This window comes from Comamonas sp. HJ-2, assembly GCF_053615495.1.
Genome location: NZ_JBSIFD010000030.1, coordinates 33345 through 52952 on the forward strand (window position 1 = coordinate 33345; position 19608 = coordinate 52952).

The window sequence follows — 19608 nt, forward strand, 5'->3', positions numbered from 1 at the left end:
CTGCGAACTGGCTGCACGGCGTCCATTCAGCACCGTTTTCTGCACCTCAGAATAAGGGCAAGCCCTGTCCAGAAGAGGTCACAAAGGTTGCAATAATTGCCAAATGCTCACCCCCTCTCTGGTCAAGACTCCTCTACCGCACCATGCCAGCTCCGTGCTCAAATCGCACCCGGCAATTACCCCCATGGCGTTTGTCAAAGCCATTGTCAGCGCTTATGAAGCCAGGCAGATGTCAGCGCTAGGTGCTCTGGAAAAGGCACAAATCCCGCCAGACCTGATTAACGATGCCAACGAGCGCATCACGGCCCTGCAGATGGAGGCTCTATCCGACGCAGCCATGCGCGAGCTGGACGATGAAGCCTTGGGCTGGTTCGAGCGCCGCCTGCCCTGGGGCAGCTACGGCATGCTGGCCCGCGCCAGCATCAGCGCACCGCAACTGGGCCTGGCGCTGGCGCGCTGGTGCCGCCATCACGGATTGATTGCGCAGGACATACAGCTTCAGCTCAGCGAGCAGGCCGGCATTGCCACCCTCACCCTGCATGAAAGCCGCCCGCTGGAAAGCATGCGCGAGTTCTGCATGGTATCGGTGCTGCGCAATATCCACGGCTTTGCCAGCTGGTTGATCAACGAACCGATCAGCCTGCTGCATGCCAGCTTTCCGTTTTCCGAGCCCGCGCATGCCGATGTCTACAAGGTGCTGTTCGCACCGGGCAGCATCGTTTTTGATGCCCCCGTCGCCAGTCTGCAGTTTGAAGCTCGCTGGCTGCAGGCACCGCTGGCGCGCGACGAGGCGGCCCTCAACCGGATGCTGCAGCGCGCCTTGCCGATCCAGGTGCGCCCCTACCAGCGCGAGAAGACTCTGGTGCAGCGCGTGCGCCATCTGCTGGCCGCCAGCGGGGAGGAGCAGCAGACGGCTGAAACACTGTCCCGCCAGCTGCACCTGTCGCAGCGCAGCCTGCACCGCCAGCTCAAGGAAGAAGGTATTTCGCTGCAGGCCCTCAAGGACGATATCCGGCGTGAACGCGCGATTGCGCTGCTGCTGCGCACCAGCCGCCCCATCAAGCGCGTGGCCCAGGCCTGCGGCTTTCTCAACGACAAAAGCTTTATCCGCGCCTTTCGCCTCTGGACAGGGCTCTCCCCTTCGGAATTCCGCAAAACCGCCGGCCAGCGCGCCGCCTGACGCAAGGAGCTCTCCATGCAGGAATCCTCAGAAAACTGGCAGGCAATCGCTGATGGGGTATGGGCACTCAGCTATCACTTCAGCAATGCAGGGCTGAAGGTCAGCACACGCATGACGGTGATCCGGCTGGCCGACGGCAGCCTGTTCTCGCACTCTGCAGTGCCGCTGACAGGCGGGCAGAAAGCTGCGCTCGACGCCCTGGGACCGCTGCAACACATAGTCGCACCCAGCGCCATGCACCATTTGTTCGTGGGCAAACTGGCCAGGCTTTATCCACAGGCCAGGATCTATGGCACACAGGGCGTGCTGAGCAAGCGCCCTGATCTGCCGCTGCTGGAGCCCTTGCCTCCGGACTCCGAAGCACCCTGGGCAGGCGAGCTGCAATGCCTGCGGCTGGACGGCCTTCCCATGCTCGATGAGACGCTGTGGTTCCACCCGGCCAGCGGCAGCCTCATCGCCACCGACGTGCTGCAATGCTGGCAGGGACCACTAAGCCTGCCGGTACGCATGTATCTGGGTCTGACGGGCGGACATGAGCGCCTGACCGTGCCGCGCACCGTGCGCCTGCTGGTCAGGGACAGGGCCGCCGTGCGCAACTGGGTGAAGCGGGTCGAAAGCTGGCCCGTGCAGCGCGTGATCCTGCTGCACAACAGCGTGATCAACGATCAGCCAGTGAAACGGCTGCGCGAGGCGCTGTCGATCTGGGACTGAGCGCGCTTTAGCGCAGGTCGTGCTCGTCGTCTTCGCCAGCCGAGGCGCTGGCGGCACTCCTGCGCACGGCCTCGAACATGGCGGGCAGATCCCCCATATCGCCGAACACGCAGGCTGCGCCAGCCTCGAGCAGTTGCTCTGCCGAGGCATGACCCTGATCGGCCGGAAAATAGCCCCAGACGGTGGCACCGGCGGCCACGCCGGCCTGCACGCCGGTCATGGTGTCCTCGATCACCAGGCACTTGGCAGGATCGGCCTTCAGTGCTTCGGCCGCTGCCAGATACACATCGGGGAAGGGCTTGCTGCGCGGCATTTCATGGCCGCTGTAGACATGCCCTTCGAAGTAGGGCGCCATACCCACCTTGGCGAGCTGCATTTCAACCTTGGCACGGTCCGCACCCGAGGCGCAGGCAATGCGCCCGTTGCACAGCGCATGAATCCGCCTGACCGCTTCCAGCGCGCCATCGATGGCCACCAGTTCGGCACGCAGGGCGGCATTGCGGCGCTCGTAGAACTCGGCCATCCAGGCATCGGTCAGCGGTTTGCCGGTATGGGCCTCGATCACTGCCGCCTGGCTGCGCACCGTCTTGCCGATGAAGTCGCGCGTGCACTGCTCCTGGCTGATGGTCCAGCCGGATTCGTTGAGCATGGTGCACAGCACACGATTGGTGATGGATTCGCTGTCCACCAGCACACCATCACAGTCGAAAAGCACAGCGTCAAAAGCAGTCATGAAAGCATTACCAGCGCATCGTCGGATGCAAAAAAGGCGCCCAACGGCGCCTAGTATCAAGAAACAGAGGGCGTGATTATGCGCTCACGCCCTTTTCGAGTTCAGGGGAAGGTCACTCCGGCCAGCGGATTGATCATCCACGCGCTGTTCTTGGCGTAGATAGTGCTCGTCTTGTTGTCGGCAGTCATGATGCCGCTGAAATAGAAGAAGCCGTTGGCCGCGTTGGCATTCATATTGCTCAGTTGGGTCGTGAGCGAGTCACTGCTTGCCGAGGCCTCGACCAGATACTCGATGGCGCCATTCTGTGCCGAGCTTTTCTCGAAGACATCCACATAGTTCATATTCATCGGGTCGCTGCCCAGCCCCTGCGTGCCGCGGATGAACCAGCCGTCCGCACCCTTCTGGGCCAGGCGCGTTCTCATTTCTGCAGCATCGGCGGCCGAGGATGCGCTGCCGAGCTTGTCGACCTGATAGGTATAGGTGACGCTGTCATTGCGCTTGGCATACAGGCTGAACAGCTCGTTGTTGACGATCTGGGGACCCAGATAGCGATAGCCTTCGGCCCCCTGTCCGTTGAGCTCCGTGGCGAAGGCTTCGGCGGTCGTGGCCACGGGCGTCACCGTTCTGTAGCTGAACTGGTCGCTGCGGCTGTTGTCCTTGACATAGACGCTGCGGATGTCGCTTACATCGCTGAACACTGCATCGGACTTGTACATATAGCCGCTGCTGCCCTGTTGGTTCAGCTGTGCCAGAAAGGCGGTGCGCGATGGCTGCGCCGCAGGATTGACATAGCTGAACTTGCGCCCGGCATGCGCGGTATCCGTGAGGTAGAAGTCGCCGATCTCCGCACCGGTCGGACCGACCGAGCCCGCCAGGGAGCTGAACAGCGCATAGCCGTCGGCCCCCATGCTGTTGGCGGCTTCGAGCATCTGCGCATGGCTGGTGGCCGTCTGGCCGCCCATCTTGTAGGTTCCCGTGACGGCCTGATTGCCGGTGCCGCCACCGTTGCCGCCACCCGTATTGCCTCCGCCGCCTTCGGAGCCACCGCCTCCGCCTCCGCTTTCGCTGCTGCCGCCATCTCCACCGCCGCCTCAGGCGGCCAGGGTGGAAATCAGCAGCAAGGCTGCCGTTCTACGGGTGATTTGCATAAGAGATGGCACGGGCTTGCTCCTCGGTCTTGATGTTGGTTGAAAATGTCCATATCCCGACACTGAGATAACAAGCAGCGTCGTCTTACAGACATTGTCAGAAGGCTTGCGAGCAGACCACTCCCTACCGAGGAGGGGTCTTTGTTACCAAGCCCCAAAGGAACGCTCATGCACGATCTACTGCAAATCCTGAGCACCACTCAACTGAGCGCACAGCCCTATGCGCTGGTGGTGGATGATCACCCGCTGGTCGCTGAAGGTGCAGCCCATGTGCTGATGACCAGCGCCGGCGTGCAGCGGGTGCGCTGTGCAGTACACGGCAATGAGGCTCTGGCCATGATTGCTGCGCTGGGTGAGCCCGTTATCACCGTGATGGACTTCTGGCTGGAGGACGGCGCATCACTGGAATTTGTGCACAGCATCCTGGCCTTGGCTCCTGGCACACGCATTCTGGTGACCAGCGGCGACAAGCACCCGGCCATCGCCAGCAAGGCCGCTGCCGCAGGTGTGCATGGCTTTGTGCACAAAAGCAGCCCGTCTCAGGAATTTCAGGCAGCAGTGCAAGCCCTGCTGGCCGGTCGCACCTGGTTTGAGACCCTGCCTCCCATCCCCACCGCCCCTCCGGCTCCAACCGCGGGCAGCATCCTGCACATGAGCGCCAGAGAGCTCGGCATCACTGCGCGCCAGGCTCAGGTGCTGAGCCTGTTGCTGCAGGGCAAGCCCAATCGCGCCATTGCACAGGCGCTGAACCTGTCCGAATACACGGTCAAGGAACATGTCACCGCCCTGCTGCAGCGCCTGGGCGCCAGCAACCGCGTGGCGCTGATCACGCGCATGCGAGGCATCGAGGTCGACTTGGACTAAGGCTGACGGATCGTCATACAGCGCGCCAGCACGGCATGCAGCTGGTCGGGCTGCAGCGGGGTCGCCAGAGCCAGATAGCCCTGATCCTGGACCTGCTCCAGCATCTCCTCATCGCCGCTCATCAAAGCACCGCTGGCTTGCGGATGCTCCTCCAGCAGCTGCATCAAACACTCAAGCCCGCTTGCGCCATCCTTCAATCGCTGGTCGCACAGCACAAAGTCTGGCCGCAGTCCATCGGCCAGCAGTTGCTGCGCCTCAGGCAAGCTGCGCGCTCTTTGCACCTGCACACCCCAGCTCTGCAAAATCTGCACCAGTACCGGGGCCAGCTGCGCATCGTTTTCCACGACCAGGCAGTGCCCCTGCAAGGGGGCAAACCACTGCGGCCCAGTCGATATCGGCGGTGCCGGCAGCACAGACGAGGTCTGCCACTGCTCGGCATCCTGCGGCCAGCGCAGCCAGAAACATGAACCCTTGCCCGGCAGCGACTGAACCCCGCATTCCACGCCCAGCCGCTGCGCCGCCAGCGCCACCACGGACAAGCCCAGGCCACGCCCGCGCAATGGCGCCGGCACGCCATCCCTGGCATCGCGCTGCTGGCGCGCAGGGCTGCGATAGTGACGCATGAAGACCTGTGCGCATTCCTGCTCGCTCATGCCGCAGCCGCTGTCCCACACCTGCAAAAGCCAGCGCCCCTGCCTGTGCCGCAGCGCCAGCAGCACCCCGCCCTGGTCGGTGTAGCGCAGCGCGTTTTGCAGCAGATTGAAAACCATCTGCCGCAACAGCACCGCATCCGTGCACAGCGCCGGCATATGAGCCGGTTGCCTCACGCGCAGACGCAGACCGCGCTGCGCTGCCTCGCGCGCGAACAGGCGTCGGGCTTCGTCCAGCACCGCACTCATGGATACCGCCTGCCATTGCGGTGCGAAGCTGTCGCCCTCAAGTCGCGACAGATCCATCAGGTCGTTGAACATGGAGCCCAGATCGCGCGTGCAGGCCTGCATTTCCTGCAGCAGTTGTGCCAGCTCGTCATCCTGATTGCGCTGGTGGGCGGCTTGCAGCATCAGGCCCATGGCATGCAGGGGTTGCCGCAGATCATGGCTGGCGGCGGAAATGAACCAGTTTTTCTCGGCCAGCGCATTCTCGGCCTGCTCCTTGGCCTCGCGATAGCGCTCCGCCAGTGCCTGACGCTCCAGCTCGTGCGCCATCTGCTGCTGCACGAAGCGCCGCGCGCCCCAGGCGTGGCGCGCAAGTATGGCGCCGTACAGCAGCAGCAGCGGCAACAGATAAGGGCCTTTTTTCGGAAAGTAATGCAGCGTGCACAGCAACATGGGCAAGTAGATACCCGCCATGAAGGCGGCAAATACCTGCAGTACGGGTGCCAGAAAAGTGGCAGCCGATGCCATCACGCCCAGCAGCACCAGATAGATCAGCAGACGCAGCTCACTATGGCTTTCGCCCCAGGTAAATGCCAGCACGCTGACCCAAAGCAGGCCGTTGATCAGTGCGGCCAGCGCCAGCTGTCGCTGCCAGGTCGTCAATGCCGCCTGCAGTCGCGATGGCTCCCAATCGCGCGCCGACCGCCACTGACGATGCAGGCTGCGGCGGAACAGCAGAAAGCCCAGCGCCATGACGATCATCAGTCCCCACCACCAGGCCAGCCCCGCGCTGACGGCTGGGCTGTTGCGGGTACTGACCCACAGCAGCAGGGCTGGAATCAGCAATGCGGCGATTTCGGAGGAGCCACGCGAAGCCAGGGACTGCAACAGGCGCAACCAGGCCTGCAGCCGGGTCAACTGCGCCGAATCGACTTCAGAATTGGTCGCCATCGACGTAGAACCAGCGCCCACCCTCGAGCACAAAGCGGCTGCGCTCATGCAGGCGCACGGCACGACCCGCCAGACGATAGCGGGCGACGAATTCGACCTCCGCAGAAGCATCGCCGGTCAACTGAAACTGCTTCACATCCAGCCCCAGCCATTTGGTGGCTGGATCGAAATCGAGCTGCGACGGGCGCTGGCTGGTATGCCAGGTGGCTTGCAAATATTCATGATTCTCAGACACGAAGGCCGTGTAGCGCGAGCGCATCAGCGCCTCGGCATCGGGAGCGGGCCGGGCATCCCAGTGATCGATGTAGCGGCCGCAGCAATCGGCATAGGCCAGCAGCCGCCCCTTGGCATTCTTGCGTCCACAGGGACAGTCCCGCTTGTTCTCGGCTTCTTTCACAACTTTGGCAGTCTTGATTGGCAATGCTGCATTGTCGGCCAAGTCGAACAACGAGCAAGCCGGCTTGCGCAGTCGCTTGCCTCAGAGCACAGTAGCGGCAGTCCAAAGCTCGCTGTTCAAAGGTTTGCCTATGTTCTCCATGGCTGCTCCCTGGTGGGAGTTCGTGATTCGCGGTGTCAGCGTCTACCTGTTTCTGCTGGTGTTTCTGCGTCTGACCGGCAGGCGCCAGACCGGCCAGTACGCACCTTTCGACCTGGTGCTGCTGCTGATTCTTTCCAACGCAGTACAGAACTCCATGAATGCGGGCGACAACTCGCTGATCGGCGGCCTGATCAGTGCCGGCACGCTGCTGGCCTGCCATGCGCTGCTCTCCCGCCTGAGTTACCGCTTTGCGAGGCTTCGCAGGCTGGTGAATGGCAAACCCAAGGTTCTGATTCACCAGGGCATTGTGCAACCCAGTCTGATGACGCAGGAGCAGATCACTGCCGAAGACCTGGCGGCGGCCCTGCGCTCCAATGGCTGCCTCAACGCGCATGAGGTGGAGCGCGCCACGATCGAGACCAACGGCCAGATCACCGTGGTGCTGCGCAAGCGCAGCATGGCTGAGCTGGGGGAGGCCTGAGAGCCTCAGAGCGTGTTTAGGTGCTCAGTGCAGGCCGTCCAGAAACTGCCTGATGGCCGCATTCACGGGTTCCGGGTGCGTGAGATTGGCTGCATGGCCTGCACCGGCCACATCCACCCACTGGGCCTGGGGCAAGCCCTTGAACATGGCCCGCGCACGCTCCACACCGATGGCAGCATCCTTGTCGCCATGAATCACCAGCGCGGGCACCTTGATTTCGGCCAGGCGCGGGCTGATGTCGTCGCGCAGCGCCAGCGTCGCAAAGCTCTGCCCCAGGTTGATCGGAGAGGCCTGCTTCCATTTGGCGCGCCACTGCGCAGCTCCGGGCCAGCCCTGGCCCAGAATCGTGTGCTCCACGATGGTGGCCATGTCATCCGACAGCCCATGCTCCATCCAGGCCTTGAGCAAGGCCTCGTGGTGCGGCATCTGCTCGGGGTCTTCCAGCATGGCCTGGGTGTCTATCAGCACCAGCGCACCCACGACATCCGGATGAATCAGCGCGCAGCGCAGCGACAGATAGCCGCCTTGCGACATGCCCACCAGCACCGCTTTTTCCACACCCAGATATTTGAGCAAGGCCGCCAGATCGTCGGCCGAGTCATAGTAGCTGAACGCTTCGCAATGCTCGGGATCAGCGGTCTGCCCGTGGCCGCGCTCATCCCAGCTGATGCAGCGATACTGCCCCTGCAAAGCCTGTATCTGCGGCTCGAACATGGTGTGATCCATGAGCAGGCCGTGCGAGAACACAATGGCCGGGCCGCGACCTCCCGTGTCCTCGTAGTAGATATTCTGACCATTGACCTGGGCAAAAGGCATGCCGGACTCCTGCTGCAAATGGTTGAAACCCCTGGGGGAACTCCCCACACTGAGCACATCCTAAGCAGGCCTTGTGACATCGGCAACCGGCCCGTCCCCTGATGTGCCACAGCCTCGTGCACAGCAGTTGACAGCGGCGGGCTTTTGCCGCCAGGCGCAGATCAGGCCAGCGCCCGCTGGATCAAGATCTTCTGCACATCGCTGGTGCCCTCGTAGATCTGGCATACGCGCACATCGCGATAGATGCGCTCCACGGGAAAGTCGCTCACCACGCCATAGCCACCCAGGGTCTGGATGGCGGCGCTGCATACGCGCTCGGCCATCTCGCTGGCAAAGAGCTTGGCCATGGCGGCCTCCTTGAGGCAGGGAAGACCCGCATCACGCAGGCTGGCAGCATGCCAGATCAGTTGCCGGGCCGCTTCAATTTGCGTGGCGCATTCGGCAAGCCTGAAGCCCACGGCCTGATGGTTGAAGATGGGCTGACCAAAGCTCTCGCGTTCCTTGCTGTATTGCAGCGCGCATTCAAAGGCCGCACGTGCCATGCCCACGCTTTGCGCGGCAATGCCGATACGCCCGCCCTCCAGTGCGGACAGTGCAATCTTGTAGCCCTCGCCCTCGGCCCCGATCAGGTTCGCGGCGGGAATACGGCAGTTCTCGAAATTGATCTGCGCCGTATCGCTGCTGTGCTGGCCCAGCTTGTCTTCGAGACGTGCCACCTGGTAGCCGGGATTGCCGGTGGGCACGATGAAGGCACTCATGCCCTTCTTGCCCGCCGCCTTGTCGGTGACGGCGATGACGATGGCTACATCGCCATTCTTGCCGCTGGTGATGAACTGCTTGACGCCGTTGATGACGTAGTCGCCGCCATCGCGCACGGCCGTGGTACGCAGCGCCGAGGCATCGCTGCCCACATGGGGCTCGGTCAGGCAAAAAGCACCCAGCATCTGACCCTGTGCCAGCGGACGCAGCCATTGCTCCTGCTGGCTGGCATTGCCGTACTTCATGAGGATGGCATTGACCGGGCAATTGGTCACGCTGATGACGGTGCTGGTGCCACCATCGCCAGCGGCGATTTCCTCGAGCACCAGCGCCAGGCTCACATAGTCCAGGCCCGCACCGCCGAGCTCCTCGGGCACGCAGATGCCATAGGCACCGAGCGCGGCCAGCCCCTGGTGCACGTCCTTGGGGAACTCGTGTTCCTTGTCCCAGCGCGCGGCATGGGGTGTGATCTGCTCGCGCACAAAATCGCGCAAAGCGTCGCGGATCATTTCCTGGTCCTGATTCAGCAGCATGTTGTCTCCGATATTTATAGCTATATGCCCGTTGTTCAGCCTGGGCTAGGCGTCTAGAAGCTGGATGTATCTGCCGTCGTGGCGCAGCAGCTGACCACGGTCTTCGGGCTTGACCTGCGCCAGGGCCTGCATCAGTCCCTGCACGCTTTGAGCCACCGACAGCGGGGCCGCAGCGCCGCCCATCTCGGTCTGTACCCAGCCCGGGTCCAGCGCCAGCAGCGTCAGGCCCGGCCATTGGCGGCATGCCGAGACCACGGCCATATTGAGCGCAGCCTTGCTGACGCGGTACAGCCAGGCGCTCTCGTCCGCATCGGCCAGCAGGGACATGCCGCTGGAGAAGGCGCCGATCACGCCGCCAGCCTCCTGCACCATGGGAGCAATCTGCGGCAGGGCCTGCATAAAGCCCAGCACATTGCTGTGCATCACCAGGTCGAACTGCTGCTGGGTAGGCGGCACGCCTGCGTCATGACCGTCCCAGACACCGGCCACGTACAGCGCGACATCAATGCTGGCCCCGTCGAGCTGCCAGGCCAGGCCGCTGACGCTGGCGGGATCTGCCAGATCGACCTGCAGCACCCGGGCGCCGCGTGCCTGCAGGTCGACCATGTCTTCAGCCTTGCGCACGGTGGCAATCACCTGGTGGCCCTGTGCCAGATAGGCCTCGGCCAGGGCTCGGCCCAGGCCGCGTGATGCGCCAAGAATCAGTATCAAAGCCATAGCTGCTTGCGCCTATGAATGGTGTGTTTCAAAACGTTTTCCATCGAAAATCCTTTCATGACAAGCGCTGCAAGCTATCAATTTTTCTTGATCTGCTCGGCGGCAATCATGGCGCCATAGCGGGCCACCATGCTTTCCTGCGATTCAGGCTGGGCGGTCAGTCCCATTTGGGCATGGATGATCTGATTGAGCGTGGGCATGACGTTGCGCGCCACCCTGGCCTCCTCGCTCCACAGGCGCGAGCGCATCAGCGCCTTGGCACAGTGCAGATAGGCCTCCTGCACATGGACTTCGATCACCAGCTTGGGGCGGAAATGATCGCTGGCAAACAAGGCCGTGTAATGCGCCTCATCACGCAGCTGGGCCGTGCCGTTGACGCGCAGGGTTTCGTCAAAGCCCGGCACAAAGAACAGCAAACCCAGGCGCGGGTCGTCGAGCAGATTGCTCAGGCTGTCCAGCCGGTTGTTGCCGCCCGCATCGGGAATGAGCAAGGTATTGGCGTCCGGTGCCTTGACGAAGCCAGGCTTGCCGCCTCGTGGCGAAGCATCGAGCAAGGTGCCGCCCGCACCGCCGGTGGCCATGACCAGAAACGGAGACAGCGCGATAAAGCGCAGGCAGTGCCGATCCAGCTCCCACTGCTGCTTGAGCAGCGCCCGCTCGGCAGGAGGCTCGTACAACTGCAGCAGTTGTTCGCGCGAAGTGATCATGAAGCCAGGACCTCCTCGGGACGGTCGTTGCGGTGGATGGCAGCATACAGTGACAGGAACTCGTTCCAGGAAGGGTCGAAGCTCACGCTGAGCTCGCCTTCCAGCCCCGGCACATGCTGCCTGCCCAGCTGTGCGGCCAGTTGCACCGCATGGGCCGGATCTTCCACATAGTAGGTGGCCACGCGGGCACTCATGTTTTCCACGCGCGAGAAGGCAAGAATGCCGCGCTGTTCACGGCTGAGTTGTTCATCCAGCGCATCCTGGGCGTCACGCACGCCGTCCAGCTCTTGCTGGCTGGAGAAGCTGAAGCGCCACTCCATGAAATGCGACAGATCGGCGCGCGTGGCCACGGCATTGGCACCGTCGTGGAAGGTCAGGATGTCGGGCGGACTATCCTCGTCGGCATCCTGCGCGCGCACTTCCAGCGACAGCCAGCGGTCGCTGTCCTCCTTGGGGAATTCATAGCTGCGGCCCAGTTGCTGGCGGATGAAGCCATCGAACAGCGGCGGAAACTCCGACAGCAGAGCGGAGCCGTAGACATCGGTCGCTGCCTCGGAGGCAAACTCGACCGGGCCTACGCGCACCGAAAAATCCCACTCGCCCAGTACATGGTCCAGCATGATAAAAGCCATGTGCTGCGCATGCTCGGCCATGTCCCGGGCAATGGGCTTCTCGAACGAGAGCTTGAGGCCGATGATGCCGCCCGCATCGTAATAGCCCACTCGGATATCGGAGCAGGCCAGCTCGAAGCCGTCCATGCGCATGCCGAAATTGCTGCCCAGCGCGCGGCTGCGAAACGCCTGCACGCTGTAATGCTCGAAACGCGGCGCCTGGCGTACCAGTGCCTGGGCATTCTCGAACTGTGCCGTGTTGCCATGGGCCGAGATCACCAGACGGGAGCCGGCCTCCCCGAGCTTGCCCTCCAGCTCCAGACTCAGGCCCGGTGCATATTGGTGCAGCAACTCATTGGAGCTTTCCACAAACTCATGGCGATCGAGCTCCTCCAGCTGGCTCAGCTGGTTGGAAAAATCGCCCCAGAAAGCATCAATCTGCTGCGGCTCCAGCGGCTTGATGGTCTCGCTCTCGTCGTGGTGAATGTCTGCGCTCATGAATGATTTCCGCAATGTGAGCTGCACACATTCAGCGCGAATGCGTGCAATCCGTTGAACATGCGTTCACTGTAGAGCAAACCGGTGACGGTTCTGAGCAAATGGCGTCAGATCAGCTCAATTGCCATGGCCGTGGCCTCACCGCCGCCGATGCACAGCGTAGCCAAGCCCTTCTTCTTGCCGCGTGTCTTGAGCGCGTGCAGCAGGGTGACCAGAATGCGCGCACCGCTGGCGCCAATCGGGTGTCCGAGAGCACAGGCGCCGCCATTCACGTTGACCTTGTCATGCGAGACCTTGAGATCGGCCATCAGCGCCATGGGCACCACGGCAAAGGCTTCATTGATTTCCCACAGGTCCACATCCTCCACGGCCCAGCCAGCCTTCTTGAGCGCCTTTTCGGTGGCGCCCAAGGGCGCGGTGGTAAACCACTCGGGGGCCTGTGCAAAGGTCGCGTGCGAGACGATGCGCGCCAGCGGCTTGCAGCCCAGCTGCTTGGCCGTAGACTCGCGCATCAGCACCATGGCGGCAGCGCCGTCGTTGATGCTGGAGCTGGAAGCGGCAGTGATGGTGCCGTCCTTCTTGAACGCAGGCTTGAGGCTGGAGATCTTGTCCAGCTTGGCCTTGGCCGGGCCTTCGTCAAGGCTGACGGTCACGTCGCCCTTGCGGGTCTTGACGGTGACGGGCGTGATTTCGGCGTCAAAAGCACCGCTTTGCGCGGCAGCCTGGGCGCGCTGCACGCTGGCAATGGCAAACGCGTCCTGCGCTTCACGCGTGAACTGGTATTTGGCGGCGCAGTCCTCTCCGAAAGTGCCCATGGAGCGGCCCGCCTCATAGGCGTCCTCCAGACCGTCGAGCATCATGTGATCGAAGATCTTGTCGTGCCCCATGCGATAGCCGCCACGCCCCTTCTTGAGCAGATAAGGCGCATTGGTCATGCTCTCCATGCCGCCGGCAATCATCACCTCGCGGCTGCCGGCAATGAGCTGGTCGTGCGCCAGAATGGTGGCCTCCATGCCAGCGCCGCACATCTTGGACAGGGTCACGGCGCCTGTGCTTTGCGGCAGGCCGCCCTTGAAGCCGGCCTGACGAGCCGGAGCCTGGCCCTGGCCGGCCATCAGGCAGTTGCCGAACAGCACTTCCTCCACCAGCTCGGGCCGGATGCCGGCGCGCTCGACTGCCGCCTTGATGGCTGCTCCGCCCAGATCATGGGCGGCCAGATCGGAAAAGTCGCCCTGGAACGCGCCCATGGGAGTGCGGGCAGCGCTGACGATGACTACGGGATCCTGATGCATGGTTTGTCTCCTTGAAAAATGGATGGATGTGATCTGCCTCTTCAAGCGAGGCTATTGGCGGGAATCTCGAAACGCTGCGTGTCCAGGCCTGCGTCGCCAGCATGCAGAAAGCGGCTGCGCTCGTAGGGAAACACGTCCAGAAAATGACCGTCACGGATACGGCTCTGGTGGCCGCGCCAGAACTCGGCCTCCAGCAGGTCGGCGTGATGGCGCATGAAGATGTCGCGCACAGCCGGATGGCCCAGCAGAAAAGGCCCGAAGGTCTCGGGAAAGACATCCCTGGGGCCGACCGAGTACCAGATGTCGCCCGACATCTCCTCTTCCTCGGTTCGCGGCTGCGGCACCTCGCGGAAATTGCAATCGGTCAGATATTCGATCTCGTCATAGTCGTAGAACACCACCTTGCCGCCACGCGTGACGCCAAAGTTCTTCCACAGCATGTCGCCGGGAAAGATATTGGTGGCGACCAGATCCTTGATGGCATTGCCGTACTCGAGAATCGCCCTCTCCATGGCAGCGCGGCGCTCCGGCTTGGTGTCTGCTTCCGCCAGGCACTCCATCAGGAACAGATTCAGCGGCACCAGACGGCGCTCTATGTAGAGGTGGCTGATGATGACCTCCATCTGCCCGTCGCCATCACGGTCGCTGATCTCGATCTGCTCGGGGGCCTGAGCGTGCAGCTCGGCCAGCAGTTCATCGCTGAAGCGCTCCTTGGGAAAAGCCACCAGGCTGTACTCCATGGTGTCGGCCATGCGGCCGCCACGATCATGCTTCTTGACCAGCTGGTACTTGGCCTTGACCTGGGGACGCGAGACATCCTTGCTGCTGGCGATACGGTCCTTGATGAGCTTGAACACATAGGGGAAGCTCGGCAGGTCGAACACCAGCATGACCAGGCCCTTGATGCCGGGCGCAATGCGCAGCTGATCGCTGGAATGGCGCAGATGATGCAGAAAGTCGCGGTAGAACAGGGTCTTGCCCTGCTTGGCCAGACCCAGGGCGTTATAGATTTCCGCCTTGGGCTTGCGCGGCATGAGGCTGCGCAGAAAGCTCACATAGGCGCTGGGCACTTCCATGTCCACCATGAAGTAGGCGCGCGCAAAACTGAACAGCGCATGCAGGTCGTCCTCGCCGAACAGGGCCGCATGCACTATGAGCTGCTCCTTTTCTCCATGCAGGATGGGAATCGCCAGCGGCAGCTCGGTATAGCCGGTGATGATCTTGCCGACCAGGTAAGCCCCCTTGTTGCGATAGAACAGGCTGGACAGCACCTGGAGCTGGAAGTTGGCCCTGAGCGTCAGGCCCGCCAGCCTCTCGCGTATGCGCTCGGCCAGCAGATGCACGTCGCGCTGCAGGTCTTCGAAGCGGCATTGCAGCTGCAGTTGCTCAAACAGGGTCTGCAGCGTGCCTTCGAGCTGGGCGAGGTTGCCGGGGTAGTAGGCGCGGTAGATGGGTACGGCACCCGGCGCGGTGTTTTCCAGGTATTCGGTGCTGACGGCAGCACGCACGAAGATGAAGTCGTTCTGGAAATGGGTGCGGTGCAGAATCTTGGTCGTGACCGAATTGAAGAAGGTCTCGGCCAGCTCCGGCTGCAGATGATCGACCATCAGGCCGATGTAATGAAGCTTGACCTGCTGCCAGACAGCCATGCTCTGCAGGCTGGCGGCAAACTCCTCTTCCAGCCTCTGGATGCAGGCACGCACCTGCCGGTCGTAGAACTCTATGCGCTCACGCTGAGCCTGCTGCTGGCCCGGCCAGTCCATGGTCTCGAAGCGCTGCTTGGCTCGGGCAGCTTCCGCACTGAACATGCGGTAATGCTGGTTGTAGCCATGCATCAGGGCCTGCGCAATGGCATAGGCCTCGGGGGCGTCCAGTCGTTGCGGAAACATGGCGGGCCAGTCGCTCCAGATAAGTGGGCAGCACTCTCAAACGGAACAAGCGACACAGGCCTTGAGTCCGCTTGAGGGCACTGCAACTGCGCAGCGGCAGCGATCAGTCGCGCTTGCGCGCAGCGACCTTCTCGACAGCCTTGTTGTAAACATCCTCCAGGCCGCCCACACCAGGCACGGTCATTTCGAGGTTGGTGATGTGGCCGTTGTTGAGGCTGTAGCACCAGCCGTGCAGAGTCACCTTCTGGCCACGGGCCCAGGCATCCTGCATCACGGTGGACTGGGCCACGTTGACCACCTGCTCGATGGCGTTGAGTTCGCACAGCACATCGTGGCGGAACTGGGTGGAGATGCCTTCCAGCAGCTTGATGTGCTTGTCGCGCACGTCGCGCACATGGCGGGTCCAGTTGTCCACCAGACCCAGACGCAGATTATTGAGCGCCGCATACACGCCGCCGCAGCCATAGTGGCCCACCACCATCAGGTGCTCGATCTTCAGATGATCGACCGAGTACTGGATGGTGGACAGGCAGTTCAGATCGCTGGGCACCACCACGTTGGCCACGTTGCGGTGCACGAACACCTCGCCAGGCTCCAGACCCGTGATCTGGTTGGCTGGCACGCGGCTGTCCGAGCAGCCGATCCACATGTATTTGGGCTTTTGCTGCGCCATCAGTCCGGTAAAGAAACCAGGACGATCACGCTCCATCTGGTCTGCCCATTGGCGGTTGTGGACAAACAGTTCTTCGATGGAGGTCGTTGTCATGAAGCTATCCTTCTTTTTGTGGTTGAAAGAACGGCGCAGCTCCTGCTTTTTCAGCAGGTTTCAGCAAACAGTTCGCGGCCTATGAGCATGCGGCGAATTTCGCTGGTGCCAGCGCCAATCTCGTAGAGTTTCGCATCTCGCCACAGACGACCGAGCGGATACTCGTTGATATACCCATTGCCGCCATAGATTTGCACGCCCTCGCCGGCCATCCAGGTGGCCTTCTCGGCGCACCACAAGATCACGCTGGCGCAGTCCTTGCGAACCTGGCGCACATGATCGGTTCCCAGAAGATCCAGGTTTTTAGCGACCGTATAGGCAAAAGAGCGGCCTGCTTGCAGCACGGTGTACATATCCGCCACCTTGCCCTGGATCAGCTGGAACTCGCCGATGCTCTGGCCGAACTGCTTGCGGTCGTGGATATAGGGGACGACATTGTCCATGACGGACTGCATGATGCCCAGCGGGCCGCCGGTCAGGACGGCGCGCTCATAGTCCAGGCCGCTCATCAATACCTTGGCGCCCATGTTCAGGCCGCCAAGAATGTTTTCAGCCGGCACTTCCACATCCTGGAACACCAGCTCGCCCGTGTGGCTGCCGCGCATGCCCAGCTTGTCGAGCTTTTGCGCGATCGAGAAGCCCTTCATGCCCTTTTCGATCAGAAAGGCCGTCACGCCACGAGCGCCCATCTCCGGCTCGGTCTTGGCATAGACCACCAGGGTGTCGGCATCGGGCCCGTTGGTGATCCACATCTTGTTGCCGTTGAGCAGGTAGTAGCCGCCTTTGTCCTCGGCCTTGAGCTTCATGCTGATGACGTCGGAGCCGGCACCGGGCTCGCTCATGGCCAGCGCGCCCACATGCTCCCCAGTGATGAGCTTGGGCAGGTATTTGGCCTTCTGCGCCTCGCTGCCGTTACGATTGATCTGATTCACACACAGATTGCTGTGCGCGCCATAGGACAGGCCCACCGAGGCACTGGCGCGCGATATTTCCTCCATGGCCACCATATGCGCCAGATAGCCCATATCGGCGCCGCCGTACTGCTCGGGCACGGTGATGCCGAGCACGCCCAGCTCGCCGAACTTGCGCCACACGTCCATGGGGAACTGGTCGCTGCGATCAATCTCGGCCGCACGCGGAGCAATCTCGCTCTGTGCGAATTCACGCACCGCATCACGCAGCGCATCGATGTCTTCACCGAGCTGGAAGTTCAGTCCGGGCAGATTGGCAAGGCTCATGGTTGTCTCCTGTAGATATGGGTCTGACGAATCGTCTTGTCAGTGTTGTATGCCTTCACGGTTCTGCACACACATCAGAGTGCAGCCCATTGTGGCAATCAGTTTCTCTTTTCCCTGGTCAATGGCAAACGCCTTGCCTTCGGATACGGTGATGGTGCGTCCGGGCTTGATGACTCGGCCTTCCATGCGAAAGCGCTGGCCTTTGGCAGGAGCGAGCAGATTGATCTTGAATTCGATGGTGAGCACGGCCGCATCGGCCGGCATCAGCGTCAGGCCCGCGTAGCCGCAGGCCGAGTCGAGTGCGGTGGATACCATGCCGGCGTGCAAAAAACCATGCTGCTGCGTCAGGCCTGGAGCCCAGTCCAGACAGATATCGACAACGCCTGGCTCCACCAGGCTCAGCTCCGCGCCAATCGTGACCATGGCGCCTTGCTTCGCAAAGCTCTGCTTCACTCGATGAACAAAATCCAGAGACTCAGTGACACCTGCAACAGACATGGCAACTCTCCAGCAAAGCTTTGCAATTGACGTTTACGTAAACGTCAATTATGCGCCATTTTTGCTCTCGCTCCTCTTCAATAGCGTGCGAGCCTCTTTTTCCTGCTCTCGCACCTCATCCAGAGTCACCTGCAGATCGGCCATTTGCGCTTCGAGCTGCTTGCGGTGGATGGCCAGCACATCGAGAAACTTGCGCAGTTGCACGCCCGTATCACGCGGGCTGTCATACATGTCGATGATTTCCTTGGCCTCCGACAGCGACAGTCCCAAGCGCTTGGCCCGCAGGGTCAGGCGCAGACGTGCGCGATCTCGGGACGAGTACACGCGATTGCGACCGCCTGCGCCGGAGCGCTCCGGCTGCAGCAAGCCCATGTCCTCATAAAAACGGATGGCCCGGGTCGTGAGATCGAACTCTTTGGCAAGGTCACTGATGGTGTAAATGGTCGACATGATTCTGTGGGGTTGTAAGTCTTGCATCGCACAGGCGACTGCCAGAGGCGGCTTGATCTCTAAAATGCTTTGACAAAACTGACGTTTACGTTAACGTCAATGCTAAACGAAATACCGCCTCATGACCTCAAGCCAAGAATCCGCTCTTCATTACCCGCTCGGCGATACCTTGCCCGGTCCTGCCCAGACTCTGGAAGTCGCACCCGGCGTCAAGTGGATCCGCATGACCTTGCCGTTTGCCCTCGATCACATCAACCTCTGGCTGCTGCGTGATCGCCAGACCGATCTGCATGGCCAGGTACGCGAGGGCTGGACGGTCATCGACTGCTGCGTCAATCGCACCGAGGCGCGCGAGCAATGGGAACAGATTTTTGCCTCTGCGCTTGAAGACCTGCCTATTTTGCGTGTCATCGTCACCCATATGCACCCCGACCATATCGGTTTGGCCGGCTGGCTCTGCCATCAATGGAATGCGCCCTTGTGGATCAGTGCCACTGATTACAACGTCGCCCGCGTCGCCATGAAGGACAGAGACGGCTTCGGCGGCGAATCCGGTGCGGACTTCTACAGCCTGCACGGACAAAGAGATGAGGAATTTCTGCTCCATGTGCGCGGCCGGGGCAGCTATTACTCTTCGCTAGTCGCCCCCATCCCCGACATCTATCACCGCATCATGGATGGCGACGAGATAGACATCAACGGCCGCACGTGGCAGTGCATTGCCGGCTATGGTCACGCCCCGGAGCACATGGCGCTTTACTGCGCCGAGCTCGAGACACTGATCAGCGGCGACATGGTGCTTCCCCGTATTTCCGCCAATGTCAGCGTGCATTCTTCCGAGCCCGAAGCCAACCCGCTGCAGCTGTTTCTCACATCGCTGAAGCGCTACTTCGCGCTCCCACAGAATACCTATGTTCTGCCCTCGCATGGCAAACCATTCACGGGATTGCATGTCCGTGTCCAGCAACTGCTCGACCATCATCAGGAACGTCTGAACGACATCATGCAGGCCTCGCAGCTACAGGGGCTGAGCGCTGCCGACATCCTTCCCATCCTCTTCAAACGCCAACTGGACACCCATCAGATGACTTTCGCCATGGGCGAAGCTCTGGCCCATCTGCACTATCTCTGGTTCAGCCGGCAACTGACGCGGCGGCTGGATGAAAACGGCATCCTGCGCTTCTACGCCCCGAATATGCAGAAATAAAAAGAGAGCGCCTGGCGCTCTCTTTTTATGGGTTTCCGGTATTTTTGCAGCTGCAATGCTTTGACTGCATACGACAGGCGCTCCTCGTTTCGAAGCACCCAATAAAAAACCCCGTAATCTTTCGACTACGGGGTTTTCACTGTAAG

At 61.6% G+C, this 19608-nt stretch carries 20 protein-coding genes; 5 read left to right on the forward strand and 15 right to left on the reverse strand.

The window, feature by feature from the left end; genetic code table 11:
• The first annotated feature begins 103 nt into the window (after window positions 1–103).
• Window positions 104–1180, forward strand: coding sequence for an AraC family transcriptional regulator (locus tag ACWGXF_RS21010; RefSeq protein ID WP_012836898.1), 1077 nt, complete (start codon window positions 104–106; stop codon window positions 1178–1180).
• A gap of 15 nt (window positions 1181–1195) precedes the next feature.
• On the forward strand, window positions 1196–1891 hold the full coding sequence (locus tag ACWGXF_RS21015; protein ID WP_452102450.1) for a DUF4336 domain-containing protein: 696 nt from the start codon (window positions 1196–1198) through the stop codon (window positions 1889–1891).
• Window positions 1892–1898: 7 nt separating this feature from the next.
• On the opposite strand, the gene ACWGXF_RS21020 is transcribed toward ACWGXF_RS21015, so the two are convergent.
• Window positions 1899–2624, reverse strand: a complete 726-nt coding sequence (locus ACWGXF_RS21020) for an HAD family hydrolase (protein ID WP_256629687.1) — start codon at window positions 2622–2624, stop codon at window positions 1899–1901.
• Between the two features lie 101 nt (window positions 2625–2725).
• A complete protein-coding gene (locus tag ACWGXF_RS21025) occupies window positions 2726–3586 on the reverse strand; it encodes a hypothetical protein (protein WP_123974893.1) in 861 nt (286 codons plus the stop codon).
• A 354-nt stretch (window positions 3587–3940) separates the two neighbouring features.
• Between ACWGXF_RS21025 and ACWGXF_RS21030 the strand changes: the two genes are divergently transcribed.
• The gene (locus tag ACWGXF_RS21030; protein ID WP_256629686.1) at window positions 3941–4636 is read left to right on the forward strand and encodes a response regulator transcription factor; all 696 of its coding nucleotides are present in this window, start codon (window positions 3941–3943) and stop codon (window positions 4634–4636) included.
• Here the strand turns inward: ACWGXF_RS21030 and ACWGXF_RS21035 are convergent.
• On the reverse strand, window positions 4633–6462 hold the full coding sequence (locus ACWGXF_RS21035) for a hybrid sensor histidine kinase/response regulator (protein ID WP_256629685.1): 1830 nt from the start codon (window positions 6460–6462) through the stop codon (window positions 4633–4635). The two genes, ACWGXF_RS21030 and ACWGXF_RS21035, sit on opposite strands and share 4 nt — an antisense overlap.
• On the reverse strand, window positions 6446–6859 hold the full coding sequence (locus tag ACWGXF_RS21040) for a YchJ family protein (protein ID WP_452102451.1): 414 nt from the start codon (window positions 6857–6859) through the stop codon (window positions 6446–6448). The genes ACWGXF_RS21035 and ACWGXF_RS21040 overlap by 17 nt, the downstream gene beginning before the upstream one ends.
• Window positions 6860–6989: 130 nt before the next feature.
• Between ACWGXF_RS21040 and ACWGXF_RS21045 the strand changes: the two genes are divergently transcribed.
• Window positions 6990–7481, forward strand: a complete 492-nt coding sequence (locus tag ACWGXF_RS21045; protein ID WP_034357088.1) for a DUF421 domain-containing protein — start codon at window positions 6990–6992, stop codon at window positions 7479–7481.
• A 24-nt stretch (window positions 7482–7505) separates the two neighbouring features.
• On the opposite strand, the gene ACWGXF_RS21050 is transcribed toward ACWGXF_RS21045, so the two are convergent.
• From ACWGXF_RS21050 to ACWGXF_RS21100, 11 genes are all read right to left on the reverse strand, one after another.
• Entirely contained in the window at window positions 7506–8297 is a 792-nt protein-coding gene (locus ACWGXF_RS21050; protein WP_003073149.1) for an alpha/beta fold hydrolase, read from the reverse strand.
• Between the two features lie 161 nt (window positions 8298–8458).
• On the reverse strand, window positions 8459–9589 hold the full coding sequence (locus ACWGXF_RS21055) for an acyl-CoA dehydrogenase family protein (RefSeq protein ID WP_202787967.1): 1131 nt from the start codon (window positions 9587–9589) through the stop codon (window positions 8459–8461).
• Window positions 9590–9634: 45 nt separating this feature from the next.
• Window positions 9635–10306, reverse strand: a complete 672-nt coding sequence (locus ACWGXF_RS21060; RefSeq protein WP_256629683.1) for an SDR family oxidoreductase — start codon at window positions 10304–10306, stop codon at window positions 9635–9637.
• Window positions 10307–10383: 77 nt separating this feature from the next.
• On the reverse strand, window positions 10384–11013 hold the full coding sequence (locus tag ACWGXF_RS21065; RefSeq protein WP_003061621.1) for an MSMEG_1061 family FMN-dependent PPOX-type flavoprotein: 630 nt from the start codon (window positions 11011–11013) through the stop codon (window positions 10384–10386).
• Window positions 11010–12122: a hypothetical protein gene (locus tag ACWGXF_RS21070; RefSeq protein WP_256629682.1), complete on the reverse strand. Its 1113-nt coding sequence runs from the start codon at window positions 12120–12122 to the stop codon at window positions 11010–11012. Before ACWGXF_RS21070 ends, ACWGXF_RS21065 begins: the two co-directional genes overlap by 4 nt.
• 107 nt (window positions 12123–12229) lie before the next feature.
• The gene (locus ACWGXF_RS21075) at window positions 12230–13414 is read right to left on the reverse strand and encodes an acetyl-CoA C-acyltransferase (protein ID WP_452102452.1); all 1185 of its coding nucleotides are present in this window, start codon (window positions 13412–13414) and stop codon (window positions 12230–12232) included.
• A 41-nt stretch (window positions 13415–13455) separates the two neighbouring features.
• Window positions 13456–15303: a bifunctional isocitrate dehydrogenase kinase/phosphatase gene (gene aceK, locus ACWGXF_RS21080; protein ID WP_256629681.1), complete on the reverse strand. Its 1848-nt coding sequence runs from the start codon at window positions 15301–15303 to the stop codon at window positions 13456–13458.
• A 103-nt stretch (window positions 15304–15406) separates the two neighbouring features.
• The gene (gene can, locus ACWGXF_RS21085) at window positions 15407–16069 is read right to left on the reverse strand and encodes a carbonate dehydratase (RefSeq protein WP_003061612.1); all 663 of its coding nucleotides are present in this window, start codon (window positions 16067–16069) and stop codon (window positions 15407–15409) included.
• 50 nt (window positions 16070–16119) lie between these two features.
• Window positions 16120–17307: an isovaleryl-CoA dehydrogenase gene (locus ACWGXF_RS21090; protein ID WP_003061608.1), complete on the reverse strand. Its 1188-nt coding sequence runs from the start codon at window positions 17305–17307 to the stop codon at window positions 16120–16122.
• 39 nt (window positions 17308–17346) lie between these two features.
• Window positions 17347–17805: a PaaI family thioesterase gene (locus tag ACWGXF_RS21095; protein ID WP_046460936.1), complete on the reverse strand. Its 459-nt coding sequence runs from the start codon at window positions 17803–17805 to the stop codon at window positions 17347–17349.
• Between the two features lie 48 nt (window positions 17806–17853).
• Window positions 17854–18255 (reverse strand): MerR family transcriptional regulator, encoded by a 402-nt coding sequence (locus ACWGXF_RS21100; RefSeq protein WP_003061601.1) that lies wholly within the window; start codon window positions 18253–18255, stop codon window positions 17854–17856.
• Between the two features lie 121 nt (window positions 18256–18376).
• Between ACWGXF_RS21100 and ACWGXF_RS21105 the strand changes: the two genes are divergently transcribed.
• Window positions 18377–19462, forward strand: a complete 1086-nt coding sequence (locus ACWGXF_RS21105) for an MBL fold metallo-hydrolase (RefSeq protein ID WP_003061599.1) — start codon at window positions 18377–18379, stop codon at window positions 19460–19462.
• Window positions 19463–19608 lie beyond the last annotated feature (146 nt).